This window comes from Paenibacillus sp. sgz302191, assembly GCF_057749925.1.
The window spans coordinates 277,012-292,467 of the sequence record NZ_JBYLHY010000002.1 but is presented as its reverse complement, the minus strand read 5'-3'; the positions used below and the strand labels follow the sequence as shown (position 1 = coordinate 292,467).

At 49.8% G+C, this 15,456-nt stretch carries 15 protein-coding genes; 12 read left to right on the top strand and 3 right to left on the bottom strand.

Going from position 1 to position 15,456, the window contains the following annotated elements:
- Positions 1-23: 23 nt before the first annotated feature.
- Positions 24-1,805: an aspartate--tRNA ligase gene (aspS, locus tag AC3G2T_RS03665; protein WP_474680368.1), complete on the top strand. Its 1,782-nt coding sequence runs from the start codon at positions 24-26 to the stop codon at positions 1,803-1,805.
- Between the two features lie 136 nt (positions 1,806-1,941).
- The gene (locus AC3G2T_RS03660) at positions 1,942-2,691 is read left to right on the top strand and encodes a tRNA threonylcarbamoyladenosine dehydratase (RefSeq protein ID WP_474680367.1); all 750 of its coding nucleotides are present in this window, start codon (positions 1,942-1,944) and stop codon (positions 2,689-2,691) included.
- A 396-nt stretch (positions 2,692-3,087) separates the two neighbouring features.
- Here the strand turns inward: AC3G2T_RS03660 and AC3G2T_RS03655 are convergent, their stop codons facing one another.
- On the bottom strand, positions 3,088-3,561 hold the full coding sequence (locus tag AC3G2T_RS03655) for a tautomerase family protein (RefSeq protein ID WP_474680366.1): 474 nt from the start codon (positions 3,559-3,561) through the stop codon (positions 3,088-3,090).
- A 286-nt stretch (positions 3,562-3,847) separates the two neighbouring features.
- On the opposite strand from AC3G2T_RS03655, the gene AC3G2T_RS03650 reads away from it, so the two are divergent.
- The 5 genes from AC3G2T_RS03650 (at position 3,848) to AC3G2T_RS03630 (ending at position 9,450) form a co-directional block, all read left to right on the top strand.
- Positions 3,848-5,434 (top strand): spore germination protein, encoded by a 1,587-nt coding sequence (locus AC3G2T_RS03650; protein ID WP_474680365.1) that lies wholly within the window; start codon positions 3,848-3,850, stop codon positions 5,432-5,434.
- A gap of 33 nt (positions 5,435-5,467) precedes the next feature.
- Positions 5,468-6,673, top strand: coding sequence for a Ger(x)C family spore germination protein (locus AC3G2T_RS03645; protein ID WP_474680364.1), 1,206 nt, complete (start codon positions 5,468-5,470; stop codon positions 6,671-6,673).
- Entirely contained in the window at positions 6,670-6,891 is a 222-nt protein-coding gene (locus AC3G2T_RS03640) for a hypothetical protein (RefSeq protein ID WP_474680363.1), read from the top strand. Before AC3G2T_RS03645 ends, AC3G2T_RS03640 begins: the two co-directional genes overlap by 4 nt.
- Before the next feature lie 48 nt (positions 6,892-6,939).
- Entirely contained in the window at positions 6,940-8,040 is a 1,101-nt protein-coding gene (locus tag AC3G2T_RS03635; RefSeq protein WP_488434561.1) for a GerAB/ArcD/ProY family transporter, read from the top strand.
- Positions 8,041-8,184: 144 nt separating this feature from the next.
- Complete coding sequence (locus AC3G2T_RS03630) at positions 8,185-9,450, top strand: replication-associated recombination protein A (RefSeq protein ID WP_474680361.1); 1,266 nt, start codon at positions 8,185-8,187, stop codon at positions 9,448-9,450.
- A gap of 447 nt (positions 9,451-9,897) precedes the next feature.
- Here AC3G2T_RS03630 and mnmA read toward each other — a convergent pair whose 3' ends face one another.
- A complete protein-coding gene (gene mnmA, locus AC3G2T_RS03625; protein WP_488434729.1) occupies positions 9,898-10,986 on the bottom strand; it encodes a tRNA 2-thiouridine(34) synthase MnmA in 1,089 nt (362 codons plus the stop codon).
- A gap of 298 nt (positions 10,987-11,284) precedes the next feature.
- Between mnmA and cymR the strand changes: the two genes are divergently transcribed.
- From cymR to AC3G2T_RS03600, 5 genes are all read left to right on the top strand, one after another.
- Positions 11,285-11,704: a cysteine metabolism transcriptional regulator CymR gene (gene cymR, locus AC3G2T_RS03620; RefSeq protein WP_474680360.1), complete on the top strand. Its 420-nt coding sequence runs from the start codon at positions 11,285-11,287 to the stop codon at positions 11,702-11,704.
- A gap of 9 nt (positions 11,705-11,713) precedes the next feature.
- On the top strand, positions 11,714-12,862 hold the full coding sequence (locus AC3G2T_RS03615; RefSeq protein WP_474680359.1) for a cysteine desulfurase family protein: 1,149 nt from the start codon (positions 11,714-11,716) through the stop codon (positions 12,860-12,862).
- Between the two features lie 28 nt (positions 12,863-12,890).
- Entirely contained in the window at positions 12,891-13,412 is a 522-nt protein-coding gene (locus AC3G2T_RS03610; RefSeq protein ID WP_474680358.1) for a PRC-barrel domain-containing protein, read from the top strand.
- 10 nt (positions 13,413-13,422) lie between these two features.
- On the top strand, positions 13,423-13,626 hold the full coding sequence (locus tag AC3G2T_RS03605; protein ID WP_474680357.1) for a hypothetical protein: 204 nt from the start codon (positions 13,423-13,425) through the stop codon (positions 13,624-13,626).
- A 160-nt stretch (positions 13,627-13,786) separates the two neighbouring features.
- On the top strand, positions 13,787-14,857 hold the full coding sequence (locus AC3G2T_RS03600; RefSeq protein WP_488434560.1) for an AI-2E family transporter: 1,071 nt from the start codon (positions 13,787-13,789) through the stop codon (positions 14,855-14,857).
- Positions 14,858-15,068: 211 nt separating this feature from the next.
- Here the strand turns inward: AC3G2T_RS03600 and AC3G2T_RS03595 are convergent, their stop codons facing one another.
- Positions 15,069-15,308, bottom strand: a complete 240-nt coding sequence (locus AC3G2T_RS03595; RefSeq protein WP_474680355.1) for a DUF3951 domain-containing protein — start codon at positions 15,306-15,308, stop codon at positions 15,069-15,071.
- Positions 15,309-15,456 lie beyond the last annotated feature (148 nt).

Below are 15,456 nucleotides of genomic sequence, written 5' to 3'. Positions count from 1 at the left end.
TTATTTTAGGAGGCTGCACAACCATGTTGCTCAGAACACATCACTGCGGACAATTGACGAAAGCTGAAGTAGGACAAATAGTTACATTAAACGGATGGGTGCAAAGAAGACGCGACCTGGGGGGCGTACTGTTCATCGATCTGCGCGACAGAAGCGGGCTCGTGCAAATCGTCTTCAACCCGGACTTCTCCGGCGATGCGCTTGCCGTAGCCGACCGTGCGCGCAATGAATACGTGCTGGCCGTGCAAGGAAAAGTCGTAGAACGCGACCCGGAAACCGTCAACAAAAACATCGCAACCGGCGAAATCGAAATCCAGGTTACGGAAATCGAAATCATGAACCCGGCGAAGACGCCTCCGTTCTTTATCGAAGACGGCGTTGACGTGGACGAAGCCGTTCGCCTGAAATACCGCTATCTCGACCTGCGCCGTCCGGAAATGCAAAAAACGTTGATGCTGCGCTCCAAAGCGGCGAAAGTATTCCGCAATTTCCTTGACGATCATGGCTTTATCGAGGTTGAAACACCGATTTTGACGAAAAGCTCGCCGGAAGGCGCCCGCGATTATTTGGTGCCGAGCCGCGTGCATCCGGGCGAATTTTTTGCACTGCCGCAGTCTCCGCAAATTTATAAACAGCTGCTGATGGTGAGCGGCCTTGAGCGCTATTACCAAATCGCGCGCTGCTTCCGCGACGAAGATCTCCGCGCAGACCGCCAGCCGGAATTCACGCAAGTCGACATTGAGACTTCGTTCCTGACGCGGGATCAGCTTCTCGACATGATGGAAGAGCTCGTCGCCGAGCTGATGAAAACTACCGCAGGCGTTGAAATTGCCCGTCCGTTCCAGCGTCTGAGCTATGCCGACGCGATCGGCAAATACGGCTCCGATAAGCCTGACCTGCGCTTCGGGCTGGAACTGCAGGACGTCTCCGACATCGTCGGCGAGTCCGGGGTTCAAGTGTTTGCCAACGTGATCAAAGGCGGCGGTCAAGTCAAAGCGCTGAACGCCAAAGGCTGCGGTACATGGAGCCGTAAGGAAATCGACGATTTGCTGCCGTTCGCGGCCAGGTACGGGGCCAAAGGTCTCGCCTGGATTCAGGTAAAAGACGGCGAGTTCAAAGGGCCTATCGTGAAATTTTTCAACGAAGCCGAGATTGCCGCTCTGACTGAGCGTCTGGGTGCGGAAGAAGGCGACTTGCTGCTCTTCTCCGCCGACAAAAAGAAAGTGGTTGCCGACGTTCTCGGAAACCTGCGTCTGAAAATCGGCCGCGACCTCGGTCTGATTGACGATTCCGTCTTCAAATTCGCATGGGTTATCGACTTCCCTCTGCTGAGCTACGATGAGGAACAAAAACGCTACGTTGCGGAGCACCATCCGTTCACGCGTCCGAAAGAAGAGGACCTGCCTTTCTTCGATACGGACCCCGGCCAAATCCGCGCGCAGGCGTACGACCTCGTGCTCAACGGCTACGAAGTAGGCGGCGGCTCGATGCGTATTTACAAGCGTGAAGTACAGGAAAAAATGTTCGCGGCGCTCGGCTTTTCGAAAGAGGACGCCTACGACAAATTCGGCTATTTGCTGGAAGCTTTCGAATACGGAACGCCTCCTCACGGCGGTATCGCCTTCGGTTTCGACCGTCTGGTCATGCTGATCGCAGGCCGCACGAACCTCAGGGAAACGATCGCGTTCCCGAAAACGGCGAGCGCTACGGATCTGCTGATGGACGCGCCGGCGACAGTCGACGATCAGCAGCTTGAGCAGCTGTCGATCCGCGTGTCTTTGAAGCAGCCTGCGGCTAAAGCTTAAGCGAAGGGGCTTCTATCAATAGCAAAAAAGCCGGAAAGCCCGCGTTACAGCAGCTGGACAAGTGTGCAAATCCAAGCTGTAACGCGGTTTTCCGCGCTTTTTATGGTTCATGCATACCAAAGGGGGACCGTATCTCATGCTTCATCAATTTTCCCGTACGGAGCTGGCGATCGGGCCGGAAGGCCTGGAAGTGATGAAAAACAGCACGGTGGCCGTGCTCGGCATCGGCGGCGTAGGCTCGATTGCAGCGGAAGCGCTGGCACGTACCGGAGTCGGCCGAATTATTCTCATCGATAAAGACGTAGTCGATATTACGAATATCAATCGCCAAATCCATGCCCTGACCACGACCGTCGGGCAGCCGAAGGCCGATTTGATGCGCGACCGGATCAAATTGATCAATCCGGAGTGCGATGCGATCGCGCTGCGCATGTTTTACACCGAAGAAACGTACGAGAAGCTGTTTGAATACAAGCTCGACTACGTGCTTGACGCGAGCGATACGATCAGCTACAAAATACATCTGATCAAGCAATGCCTCGACCGGAAAATCCCGATCGTGTCCAGCATGGGCGCGGCGAACAAAATGGATCCGTCGCAGTTCAAAGTTGCCGATATTTCCAAAACGACTATGGACCCGATCGCACGGGTGATTCGTCATAAGCTGCGCAAGGAAGGCATCAAAAAAGGGGTCAAAGTCGTCTTCTCAACCGAGCAGCCGATCAAGCCGCGCGAAGATGTCACCCAGCAGATCGTGCCCGAAAATGCGCCGGAAATACGCAAAGCGCAAATGCCGCCGGCCAGCAATGCATTCGTTCCGCCTGTAGCCGGATTAATTATGGTGAGCGTTGCCGTTAAAGAACTGCTGGAACGGGCTCAAGCGTAAGCCGATGAGCGGATCAAGTTAACATGAAAGCGGACTGACATGGAAACGGTGTTGGTCCTCTTTTTTTTGAGCGAAGGTCAATTTTAGGTTATCGAGGAAATTTTGCGCTTGCGTTTATGGATATTATTGGTAACCACGAGGTTATCTGAGCTTTCTGCGGCGATTGTCGCGAACTTTAATCCACAGTCCCCCTTCCTCATCCCGGAAAAATCGAATGCCGAACAGGGCAAGCGGGCTCCACAACTCCTTGTAGTGATAATAAGGCACAGTTATCCACTCCAATCTCTATTTTCTGATACATATTGTATCATAAAAAGGAGACGCGATACCACATTTGCTCATGCTTGCATGGGATATCAACGAGGAATTTGTCGAACCCGCTATCATCTGTTCTGCCTATCTCTGAATGTTTTGACGGATTGCCTTTATTTTTTCCTCTGTAAAAACTCCCGAATCCAACAAATCTAAAATGGAAAGCACACCGCCGCGCGAACCCCAGCTTCCTTCTTCAATGACTTGGAAGGATACCCACCATGCAGGAGATGGCTCCGGAACTTCAAGAGCTTTAGTCAAACTGGCAATAATATTCTCAAGGACCTGTTTTCGGACCTCATTAGGCCAATCACCGTCCATCACTAATACGTTAACGGTAATAACGTCACGCTCAGGCATGTCCGAAAGCAGCTTTCCTCCAATAGCCATGTAATCTGCAGGACGCTCTGTAAAGCGCACTTGAAAACCTTCGCGTGCCGGCGGACAAAATTGGCCTACTTCCGGAATAAGTACGGCATCTGTCAAAGATTCCGCTAAAAGACGACGCTGCTCTTTTGTAATCCGATTTTCGGGATAATTCACTGAAATCATAGTCATTTTTGTTACTCTCCTTTTTGCGTATAGTGTTGTAGGAAACCGCTAATGCTTCGACGAAGTCCGGTAATCCATATGAGACCACTGCTCATAACCAAACTCTAAACCTGTTCCAAACCTTTGTCAATAATAATTATTATAATAATATATATTAAATAAATATATAGAATTTTAGGCGTGCGCAGAGCTGCCCGAAACCATTAAATTTGAACTCGGGGGTTCCTCGTATAAATTAGGAAAAATTCGACAATATATTTAACAAGAATGTTATCGAAAGGATTTCATCCCGATGAGGACACTCCGCTTGATCAGAAGCCTGTTCAAAAGATTGAGAGTAGAACCGAATCGCAATCATTTCCAACAAAATAGTTCCGAAATGCCGCAGCCGCAAAATCTGAATTCGAATTTGGATCAAAATGAAGACTCACTTCGCGCACTTTATGACAATTGCTCGGACGTGATTTACCGTTCCTTTCTCATCGGAGGAAAGGCGAAAGCGCTCATCATGTATATTGAAGGCTTGTCCGACCCTGAAGGGATCGAGCGGCATGTCATAGCCCCCCTCATAACGGAAGGAATCGATAATAACGACGGTATCGAGCGGCTTATTGAGCGCAAATTATCCGTATCGAAAGCGGATGGATTCACCACATTTGCACAATGCGTAGAGTATCTTTCGAATGGTTACCCGATCCTGTTGTGCGACAACGAGGTGATCGGTTTTGCTTTGGGGTTGGCCAAATGGGAAAAACGCGGAATTGAAGAACCTTCAGCCGAAGTAGGGATCAGAGGACCGCGAGAAGGCTTTACCGAAACGCTGCGGACCAATACTTCCCAAATACGGCGCATTATCAAGAGCCCTCTCCTCAAAATGGAATCGATGAAAATCGGATCGTATACCCAAACGAAAGTCGTTGTCGCTTATGTCGAAGAACTCGTGGACCCGACGCTGGTGGAAGAAGTCAAAAATCGTCTTAACCGCATTCAGATAGACGGAATTCTGGAAAGCGGTTATATCGAGGAGATGATTGAGGATCACCCTTATTCTCCTTTCCCGCAATTACTTGGTACGGAACGGCCCGACGTGGTCTGCGGTTGTTTGCTGGAAGGAAGAGTGGCGATTTTGACGGAGGGAACGCCCTTCGTATTGGTTGCCCCCATCACTTTTTTTTCATTGATTCAATCTCAGGAAGATTATTACCAGCGTTTTATGGTCTCCACAATTATTCGTTGGCTTCGTTACAGTTTTATCGCTATTTCACTTCTTCTTCCATCTTTGTATGTGGCAACTCTTACTTTTCATCAAGAGATGGTGCCCGGCTCCTTGTTAATCAGCATGGCGAGCTCTCGGGAATCCGTACCTTTTCCGGCTCTGATCGAAGCGCTGATCATGGAAATCTCCTTTGAAGCGCTGCGTGAAGCGGGCGTGCGGTTGCCCAAGCAGGTTGGCGCCGCCGTTAGCATCGTCGGTGCGCTCGTCATCGGTCAGGCGGCGGTTCAAGCCGGTCTTGTGTCCGCGCCGATGGTCATCGTGGTGGCCATTACCGGAATCGCCTCCTTCATGATCCCGCGCTATATTACCGGGATTGCCGTACGGATGCTCCGATTTCCGTTAATCATTCTTGCGGGAACGCTGGGGTTGGTCGGCGTTATGATGGGGATTATCGCGATCGTTCTGCATATGTGCAGCTTGCGTTCGTTCGGCGTTCCGTATCTCTCGGATGCAGCGACTCCTAAAATGGCGGAAATGAAAGACGTTCTGGTCAGGGCTCCGTGGTGGAAAATGGAGACTCGTCCGCGACTTACGGGGACGTATGACCAACGGCGGCAGTCCTCCGGTCTAAAACCGGGACCGGCACAAGGAGGGGAAGACTAATCGAGAACGTCCCGGCAAAGGAGATTGGAAACGATGAATGGCTCGATGAAACCGTTCATAAAAGCAGTTGTCTTCCTTCTGTTGTCAGGCTTGCTTGAAGGCTGCTGGGATCGGACGGAACTCAATGACTTGGCGATCATTACGGCGTTAGCTTTCGATCATGCGGAGAATCATCGGGTTCGAGTGACTGTGCAAGTCATCATTCCTCAAAGCCAAGCGGGCGGAGGAGCGATGGGAGGCGGAATTTCCGGAGGCGGAGCGGCCAAACGGACTACCGTTCGTACGGAGATCGGCATCGATGCTGCGGACGCTCTGTCCAAGCTCCAGCGGCTGTTTCCCCGGAAGCTGTTCTGGGGGCAATGCCAAATTTTTATATTCGGCGAATCGGTAGCCAAATCAGGTATCCGGGACCATCTCGACTTCTTGCTTCGTTTCCCTCAGACGAGAGAGCGGGCTTATATGTTTGTCAGCAAAGGAAAGGCGGCAGAAGCGCTTGAGTTGTTTCCGCCAATCGAGCGCTCTTCGGCAGAAGTTTTGCGGGAATTGGAAGGCTTGCATATCGGGATGCAAGTGACGATGCAGCAGTTGGGCGTCATGTTAAAAGGAGAGGCCCGTTCGGCTGTGCTTCCATTGGTATACATCCTTCCAAAGACTGAGTCGTCAGCGCCTTTTCAAACCATTCCGTATCTTTTAGGAGCCGCTATTTTCAAGGAAGACAAGATGGTCGGAGAAATTTCCGAAAAGACGACACGCGGCGTCATGTGGCTCCGAAATGAAATTGAAGAATATACGGTTGTCTTTAAAATGAAGGACGCGGAAGGGCAAGTATCGTTGAAACCCGTGAAAGCAAGCGTGAAGTTGATTCCGTCTATCCAAGGCGAAACATGGAAGATAACAGTGAAAGTAAAATCGGAAGGAGACATTATTCAGAACGGCACCAACCTGGATCCCATGAATCCCGAATTGCTGGCCTTGATGGAGAAGGCGTTCGAGAATGATGTGACGGAACGCATCCGGCTGGCTCTTCGTGAAGTCCAACATCATTGGAAAGCGGACATTCTTGATTTTGCGAAAGTGTTCCACCGGAAATACCCCGAACAATGGGAAAAAGTGAAAGATCGTTGGGAGCGTCGCTTCCCTGAAGTAGAAGTGACCACGGAAATCGAAACTCGTATACTCAGGCCCGGGACGATCAGTTTTCCGGGGGGAATGCCCAAAGAGGAGGTCAAGGAGAAATGATGTGGGGCTTTTTCTGCGGAGTTACGCTTGCCGCATTGCTGATCGTACGGCTGGAATGGGCAAAATTGAAGGCACTGCCGAAATGGGATCGCGCTGTATTCGTTTCCCTGCTGCTCGTCATTTTGATCCTATCCATGTTGGATCTGCCCCATACACGGGGTCCTACCACTTTTCTTCAGTTCATCTTCAAACCTCTCAGGGGGCTGGTTGAACCGTAGTTTCGGATGCTGCAGCGAAGGAATGAGGATTAATTCGAAGCGTGGTGAATGTTCTTGTTGGAGAAAGGGAAAATTTCAGCTTTTCAAATGGGACTTATGATGGTTCCGACTGTGTTGGCCTCCGGTTTTCTCGTGCTGCCGACCGTTACCGCTCAATATGCTCAAAACGATCTTTGGTTTACGAGCTTTCCGGCCGCTCTCATCGGCCTGATTGCCGTGTATACGGCGACTCGCCTGCATGAGCTTTATCCGAAGCAGACGATCGTCCAATACAGCGAACATATTCTTGGAAAAATACCGGGGAAGCTCGTAGGCATCATTTGCATCACCTACAACCTGCACGCTACTGGGGGCATCACCCGTCAGTATGCCGATTTCGTAGTGGGCAATTTTTTGTTCAAAACCCCTATTCTGATCATCATGTCGTCCATGCTCCTGCTTTGCGCTCTGGCTGTACGCGGGGGAGTAGAAATGCTGGCGAGGAGTACCGTCGTTTTTTTGCCGATGTTTATTGCGCCTGTATTTTTTATGCTGCTTCTTATTCCTGATCTGGATATCAAGAACATATTCCCCATCCTGAGCCATGGGATTGTCCCAGTCGTCAAAGGCTCTTTTTCGATGATGGGCTGGTGCAATGAACTGTTCATGATGTCCTTCTTCCTGCCCTGTCTGACCGATCCGGAGAAAGGGAGGAAGTGGGGCTTCATTTCATTAGGCGGCATCGTATTGTTTTTGACTTATGCCAACCTGATGTGCTTATTTTTGCTTGGACCGGATCTGGGTAATAAAATTTATCCGCTTTTGATGGCTTTCCGCTACATCAGCATCGGTTCATTCTGGGAAAATCTGGAATCCATCGTTCTGGCGATGTGGGTTGTCGGCCATTTCCTGCAGGTCGGCGTTTTTCTCTATGGCGTATCGATCTCATTCGCACAATTTTTTCGACTGTCGGATTACCGGCCCGTCGTCTTTCCGCTCGCGCTTCTTAGTCTGGTGATCGGCATTTGGGATTTGCCCAATTTTTCGGTTTTTGCCACTTTGGTGAAATTGGCGGTTCCGTTTCATATTTTATCGGTTTATATGTTTATTCCGTTGCTTTTGCTTTTAGTTGCCTCTTTACGCAAACGGAAAGCTTTTAATACAAACTAACAGCAAAATTGAAATTGCCGGAATTACAATCTATTTGAATTCGACAGATTTTTCAGATAAGATAGATGAGTTATACCCTAATTCCAACTTTTTTTTATGCGATGATAATGTGCGAATTAATGAATGCGATGAAGGTGGCAGAACATGGACTTGTTTGATTTTGCGGAAAATAATCGATCGGTAACTACCCCACTTGCAGAGCGTATGCGTCCCACGACATTGGATGAATATATTGGTCAGCAGCATATTGTGGGGAAGGGGAAATCTCTGCGGCGTTTGATAGAATCTGACCAGGTTCCGTCTATGATTTTGCAAGGTCCTCCTTCTTCCGGAAAAACCAGTTTGGCGACCATCATCAGCAAAATAACGAATGCCGAATTTATTAAACTTAATGCGGTCTCGCTTGGTATCGCCCAATTGCGTGAAACTTTTGAACAAGCTCAAGATTTAAGAAAGCTTTATGGAAAAAAGACGATTGCTTTTATCGATGAAATCCACGCCATGAAGAGGAACATTCAAGAAACACTGCTGCCATTTGTTGAGAATGGAGTCATTACACTGATTGGCTGCACAACGGAGAGCATCACACACGATATTATTCCGCCGCTCGTATCCAGGTGCCGGGTTTATCAATTGACCGCTCTAGCCCCGGAGGATGTAAAGGGAGTTATACGTTCGGCGTTAAGCGATTCGGAGAGAGGGCTTGGAAACAATCGGTTAACGATTACCGAAGAAGCGTTACATTATATTGCGGATGTATGCAATGGTGATATACGTACGGCGCTAAATGCGCTCGAAGTTGCTGCATACACGCTTCATGATACAACTGAGATCGATTTGAGCGCCATTCAGGAAGCGTTCCAATTTCGCTTAAACGGCATTAACACTAGCGATATGTATAATTTGACTTCAGCTTTCATCAAATCTATGAGGGGCTCCCAGACGGATGCCGCCCTGTATTGGTTAGCCCGGATGCTCGATAGCGGCGTAGACCCGATTTATATCGCGAGAAGAGTTGTAGTACATAGCTCCGAAGATGTGGGGATGGCAAATCCGCATTGTCTGCAGATGGCAATCGCCGCCCAACAAGCGGTGCAATTCGTAGGGATGCCGGAGGGGCGGTTGGCGCTCGCCCAAGCAGTGGTATATCTTTGTGAAAGCCCAAAATCCAACAGCGTCTATAAAGCTATTAACTCGGCTCTGGAGACGGTTCGGGGACAGAGACAGTATGAAGTGCCTAAGGATATTAAGCACGGCACTACAACCTACTTGTACCCTTTTGACAATCCGGGCAAGGATACGAACCAATACCTTCCCAAAGAATTGGAAGGCATTCGCTTTTACCAGCCTATGGATTCCGGGACGGAAAGTAAGATATTCGCCAAATATCAGAATCGCGATCGAAAGTGAAAAAGAGTTTTTCTGCACAATCCGGGCTGTTGAGAAACGTCCATTGGAGAGGCGCATCACTATTAAACGGGTAGAAAGCCTGCGAAAGTGCAGGCTTTTTTAGTATGAATGGTTCATTTTGGCGAAAAACCTGCGAAAGTACAGGAATTTTCGGCGAAAATGAATCCGAGCCCATGTTCACGGCAAAAAGCCTGCACAATTGCAGGAATATGTCGTGGCCAGCGTATCCAGCGAGAAAAAGATGTATTTTTGCAGGTTTTCTTCGCGCAACCCGGCAGATGGTGCGACCCGGCTCTGGCGTGTGGGCTCGCATTGAAGCTTCACCTAAAGAAAGGACCTCATTCTCCGCTTGGCAGTGGAGTTTGAGGTCCTTTTTGCTCGATAAAAGGGCTGTCCCCGTACTATACGGACACTTTTGGGATAGCCCTGTATGATTTACCGGCCTTTTTATTTATGCACCTTGTCGATGATGCCTCCGCCGAGGCAGATTTCGCCGTCGTAGAATACGACGGATTGTCCCGGCGTGACCGCCTTTTGCGGCTTGACAAATGCGACCTCGCAGGTGCCGTCCTCCGCCATAGTCAGCGTCACGCCCTGATCGGGTTGGCGGTAGCGGAATTTGGCCGTGCAGGCGACGGGTCCGGAAGGCTTGTCCGGACTGATCCAATTGACGTCGGCGGCGGTAAGCCCGGTGGAGTAGAGGCCTTCGTACTGTTCACCCTGCACGACGAGCAGTACATTGTTCTGCAAGTCTTTGTCTACGACGAACCAGGGCTCTCCCGTCCCGGAGCCGCCGATGCCGAGGCCTTGCCGCTGGCCCAGCGTGTAATACATCAAGCCGTCATGCCTGCCTTTGATTTCGCCCGTACGGATATCGCGCATATCCCCGGGCTGTGCCGGCAAGTACTGGCTGAGGAACGTCTTGAAATCTCTCTCGCCGATAAAGCAAATGCCGGTGCTGTCCTTTTTCTTTGCCGTAGCCAGGCCTGCAGCTTCGGCGATTTCCCGGACTTTCGGTTTCGGCAGGTGGCCGATCGGAAACATCGCTTTCGCCAGCTGCCGCTGGCCCAGCGCATTGAGGAAATAAGTCTGATCCTTATTCGCATCGTTGCCGCGGAGCAGCACGTATTCGCCGTCACGCTCTTCAACGCGCGCATAATGCCCTGTGGCGAGATAGTCGCCGCCCAGATCCTCGACCTTTTGCAGCAGCTCGCCGAATTTGATTTCCCTGTTGCACATGACGTCGGGGTTCGGCGTACGGCCTTTGCGGTACTCGTCCAAAAAGTAAGCGAAAACTTTATCGTAGTACTGCTTCTCAAAATTCACTGTATAAAAAGGGATGCCGAGCTGATCGCATACCCGTCTGACATCCTCAGCGTCTTCCTCTGCCGTGCAATGTCCGAATTCATCGGTATCGTCCCAATTTTTCATGAAAATGCCGATGACTTCATAGCCCTGCTCTTTAAGCAGAAGCGCGGCGACCGATGAATCGACGCCCCCGGACATGCCGAGAATAACCCGTGCTTTTTTACTCATCATTAATGACCTCTTTTCTGGCTGCCAGTCTTGAAATGGCGAAAAAACCTTTTGATGCTGTGCTTCCTTGCAGGTTTATCTCATCATTATACATCTACAAAGCTTATTTTTAAAATATTTCATGAGAATGCCATTGTTTTTCACCCATTATAGGAGGAATTATGGTAACATATATATGATACGCGGGTGTTTAGGAATGTTTTGGGCAAAAGTGGAAACGCTGTTTAGGAGTTATAGCCCTGTTTTGGACAAGATGGGGACAACTTTGATGGCATAAATGTTAAATGAGGTGTTATTTTTGAAAATATCGACAAAAGGCCGCTACGGCTTGACAATTATGATGGAGCTGGCCAATCGATTCGGCGAGGGCCCGACCTCGCTCAAAAGCATTGCGGAAAAACATCAGCTTTCCGAGCATTACTTGGAGCAGTTGGTCGCACCGCTGCGCAACGCGGGTTTGGTCAAGAGCATCCGCGGAGCTTACGGTGGATACATTCTCTCGAAATCTCCGGAGCAGGTGACTTCCGGCGAAGTTATCCGCGTTCTGGAAGGTCCGATCAGTCCGGTTGATTTTACGGAAGAAGACGACCCGGCCAAGCGCGACCTGTGGATCCGCATTCGCGACAGCATCGCGGAAGTGCTGGATTCCACGACGCTTTCCAACCTGATTTCATTTCACGATGAAGGCAAGAACGACAACTATATGTTTTACATCTAAAGGTGCGATATGATTCCTATTTATCTCGATCACGCGGCTACGACGCCGCTGCATCCCGACGTATTGGAAGCGATGCTTCCTTTTTATACGGAGTTTTACGGAAATCCGTCGAGCATGCACAGCTTCGGAAGGGCGCCGAGAACGGCGCTGAACCGGTTTCGCGACTCGATGGCGGACGCCTTAGGCTGCCGGCCCGCGCAGCTTATTTTCACAGGCAGCGGGACTGAGAGCAGCAATATGGCCATTTTTGGTGTATTGAATGCACAGCGGGACGGCAAGAAGCATATGATTACGACGCAGACTGAGCATCATGCCGTTCTTCATCCGTTCGAACGCCTGGAGAGCCTCGGCTACGAGGTGACCTACCTTCCGGTAGATCCGACCGGTCTTATTCAGCTGGCCGATCTTGAAGCGGCCATTCGCCCGGATACGGCTTTGATCAGCATCATGTACGTCAACAACGAAATCGGCACCATCCAGCCAATTGAGCAGGCGGGACAGTTGGCGCGCGAGCGGCAAATCGTTTTTCACGTCGATGCCGTGCAGGCGCTGGGCAAAATACCGATTCATCTGGAATCGCTGCCGGTTGACCTGATGAGCTTTTCCGCTCATAAAATCAACGGCCCCAAAGGAGTAGGAGCGCTTTATATGGCTCCGAACACGATGCTTGCTCCTTTCATGCTCGGCGGAGCCCAGGAGCGCAAACGCCGCGCAGGCACGGAAAACATGGCCGGCATCGCCGGATTCGCCAAGGCGGTAGAAATTTGCCTGCCTAAGCTTCAAAAAAGTCAACTAATTGCCGCTGAGCTCCGTCAAATTATGGTAAGCAATCTGGAGCGCCACTTGGGCAGCGGCGGTTTCGTCATCAACGGTAACCCGGAACAGAGCATTCCTCATATTTTGAACATCAGTTTCCCCGGCATCAGCACCGAAACTTTGCTCATGAGCCTCGATTTGGACGGGGTTGCCGCCGCAAGCGGGTCGGCATGCACCTCGGGTTCGCTCGAAATTTCCCACGTCTTAAAAGCGATGCATCTTCCAGAAAATATCGTATCCTCCGCCGTTCGGTTTAGCTTTGGAATGGGGAATTCTAAAGAGCAAATCGAAATAGCCGCCCACAAAATTGCAACCATTGTGGATCGTTTGCGTACTAAATAGTACCGGGTGGTTCTAGGAGGAAACCAGCTTGCGCAAAGCGCGTGATCTTATCGGCCTTCCCGTTCTTACGGTAGACGCCGGTAAGCAGATTGGCCAGGTAAAAGATGTATGCATGGACCCGAATTGGAACATAATAGGCATCGTTCTGGAAACGAAGCAATGGTTCTCCGCCGCAAAGCTGATTTTGTGGAACGATATCATTGCCGTCGGAACGGATGCCGTTACCATACCGAACGAAAGCGTACTTGTCGAGCAAGCCGGCGACAAGGAGCTGATTGTTTTGAACGACGTAAGCTGCGGGATTAAAGGGCTTCCCGTAATTACAGTGGACGGCCGCCAATTAGGAATGGTAGAAGATGTTTATTTAGGCCAGGATTGGGGAACACAAATAGTAGGTTATGAATTATCCGAAGGTTTCATTTCCGATTTAAAGGGAGGGCGCAGGTGGCTTCCCGTACCGGAGTCGGCTGTCAAAGGGAAGGATGCGGTTATCGTCCCGGCACATGCTGCTGCGGAATTAGAAGAACTCTTCGTATCCAAAGAAGAATAGGGTGAGTAACATGATGCGTTGTCCAAATTGCAATTCCAAAGATATCGGAAAAATAGGTTCACATCAATTTTATTGCTGGGGATGCTTTATCGAGTTGAGCGTTAACGGCGATAAAATGTCCGTTTATCAAGTTGAGGAAGACGGAACGTTGAGCTCGCTTGACGATTTGTTTTTTGAGGAAGAGATTTCCGGGTCGCACGTACATGCCAATTAGTATTGCACAATGAACGATAAACGTCGTCCTAATCCGGTGCCTTGCATCCGGATTAGGACGGCGTTTTTTTGCGTGGAGCGCATGTTCCCCCGGGTTATTTTGCACAGGTTGTACATATACTGTATATCGAATGTACTAGCCTGAAACAGGGGTGAACAGGATGGACCGCTTTTACAAAAACAAATGGTTTGCTTCTCTGGTTTATGTGCTGCTGGGTCTTGCTGTTATTTTCATGCTGGTGCAGATCAAACCGGTGCTGCTGAGTGTGGCGCAATTCATCAAAGGCGTTGCGGCTCCGTTTTTTATAGCCATGATCCTTTCCTATCTGCTGAATCCCGTCGTCAATATGCTGAACCAGCGCAAAGTGCCGCGCACGATTGCCGTGCTTCTCATTTACAGCGTATTCATTGCGTCGTTGACCGTAATTATTATGAATGTGACCCCGATGTTTATGAATCAGCTTGCCGAGCTCAACGAGCATTTGCCGCAGATGGCGATGAGAGCCCAGTCGCTTGTCGACGGTTTTAATCAAAACCGGCTGCTGCCGGACAGCGTTCGCATGGGCTTCAATCAATCGCTTACCAAAATAGAGGAAGGCATATCTTTGGCCATTTCCAATTATGTGAATCAGATCGGCAGCACGATCAATATGGTGTTCATGGTTTTTATCGTACCTTTCGTCGCGTTCTACATTATGAAAGATTTCCAACTACTGGAAAAAACGGCGCTTGCCATCGTTCCCAAAGATCATCGAAGAGTAACGGTCAAGCTGCTTCTGGATATCGATACGGCGCTCGGCAACTATATCAGGGGCCAGCTTCTCGTATGCCTGATTGTCGGGGTTTTGGCCTACATCGGCTATTGGATCATCGGAATGCCTTATCCGCTTTTGCTGGCAAGCGTCGTTGCCGTTTTCAACATCATCCCTTACCTTGGCCCCTTTTTCGGGGCGGCGCCGGCCATTGTTATGGCTTCAACGGTTTCCTTGAAAATGATTCTGTTCGTCGCGCTGGTGAATCTTGCCGTGCAAATTTTGGAGGGCAACGTGATCTCTCCCCAGGTTGTCGGCAAGTCCCTGCACATGCATCCGTTATTTATTATTTTTGCGCTGCTTGTCGGCGGAGAAGTGGCGGGGGTCATGGGGCTGATTTTGGCGGTTCCGTTTTTCGCCGTTATGAAGGTGATCGTCCAGCATCTGTTTTTGCACTATGTTCACAGGCCGACGTTGTAAAAAGCGGACGTGCAAAACCCCTCTGAGCCATGACTTGCGGGATCATGGTCCAAAGGGGTTTTGCACGAGGGTTGAGGTGAGGATATTGGGTGATTTGGCAATCATTCGTATTACTGTCGATCAGCCACGGAAAAAGTGGTCTTGCTTTTGCTTCTCTCGATAATGAAAATCATTATCAATGAACTTATTATATATTCATTGAGAATGATTGTCAACTGCGTTTTTCGATCTTTTTTGCATGCTTCTCTTTGTCGTCGCCCTGGTCGTCATCTTCTTCTTTTTGTTCTTTTTGCTCCTGGAATTGGACGACGGTTTGACCGGTGATATAATCGAACGGGTTGTACCGGCTGTCGGGGATTTGCTTCCTGATCAGCGTTCTTGCCATAATGTAGATGATAAGAATAAATACGGGACCGATTAAGGACAACAGGACGAGCGAAGAGAAATTCAACAAAGGCAGCCTCCTTACCTAATTAGGTGGTACTAACTTGATAATACGGTTCCCATTGCGGCCCGGTTTCAATCTGTTTGCGCTTCTCGGTTGTTGCCCAGAATTGCGGCCTGAATATTGACAGTGCGAATTCCTAAAGTTATAATTT

Coding starts and splice junctions, on each gene's coding strand:
- AC3G2T_RS03615 (WP_474680359.1), top strand. CDS start 11,714: ATGATTCCTATTTATCTCGATCACGCGGCTACGACGCCGCTGCATCCC.
- AC3G2T_RS03645 (WP_474680364.1), top strand. CDS start 5,468: ATGAATGGCTCGATGAAACCGTTCATAAAAGCAGTTGTCTTCCTTCTG.
- AC3G2T_RS03635 (WP_488434561.1), top strand. CDS start 6,940: ATGTTCTTGTTGGAGAAAGGGAAAATTTCAGCTTTTCAAATGGGACTT.
- AC3G2T_RS03650 (WP_474680365.1), top strand. CDS start 3,848: ATGAGGACACTCCGCTTGATCAGAAGCCTGTTCAAAAGATTGAGAGTA.
- AC3G2T_RS03630 (WP_474680361.1), top strand. CDS start 8,185: ATGGACTTGTTTGATTTTGCGGAAAATAATCGATCGGTAACTACCCCA.
- AC3G2T_RS03660 (WP_474680367.1), top strand. CDS start 1,942: ATGCTTCATCAATTTTCCCGTACGGAGCTGGCGATCGGGCCGGAAGGC.
- AC3G2T_RS03600 (WP_488434560.1), top strand. CDS start 13,787: ATGGACCGCTTTTACAAAAACAAATGGTTTGCTTCTCTGGTTTATGTG.
- mnmA (WP_488434729.1), bottom strand. CDS start 10,986: ATGAGTAAAAAAGCACGGGTTATTCTCGGCATGTCCGGGGGCGTCGAT.
- AC3G2T_RS03605 (WP_474680357.1), top strand. CDS start 13,423: ATGATGCGTTGTCCAAATTGCAATTCCAAAGATATCGGAAAAATAGGT.
- aspS (WP_474680368.1), top strand. CDS start 24: ATGTTGCTCAGAACACATCACTGCGGACAATTGACGAAAGCTGAAGTA.
- AC3G2T_RS03640 (WP_474680363.1), top strand. CDS start 6,670: ATGATGTGGGGCTTTTTCTGCGGAGTTACGCTTGCCGCATTGCTGATC.
- AC3G2T_RS03655 (WP_474680366.1), bottom strand. CDS start 3,561: ATGACTATGATTTCAGTGAATTATCCCGAAAATCGGATTACAAAAGAG.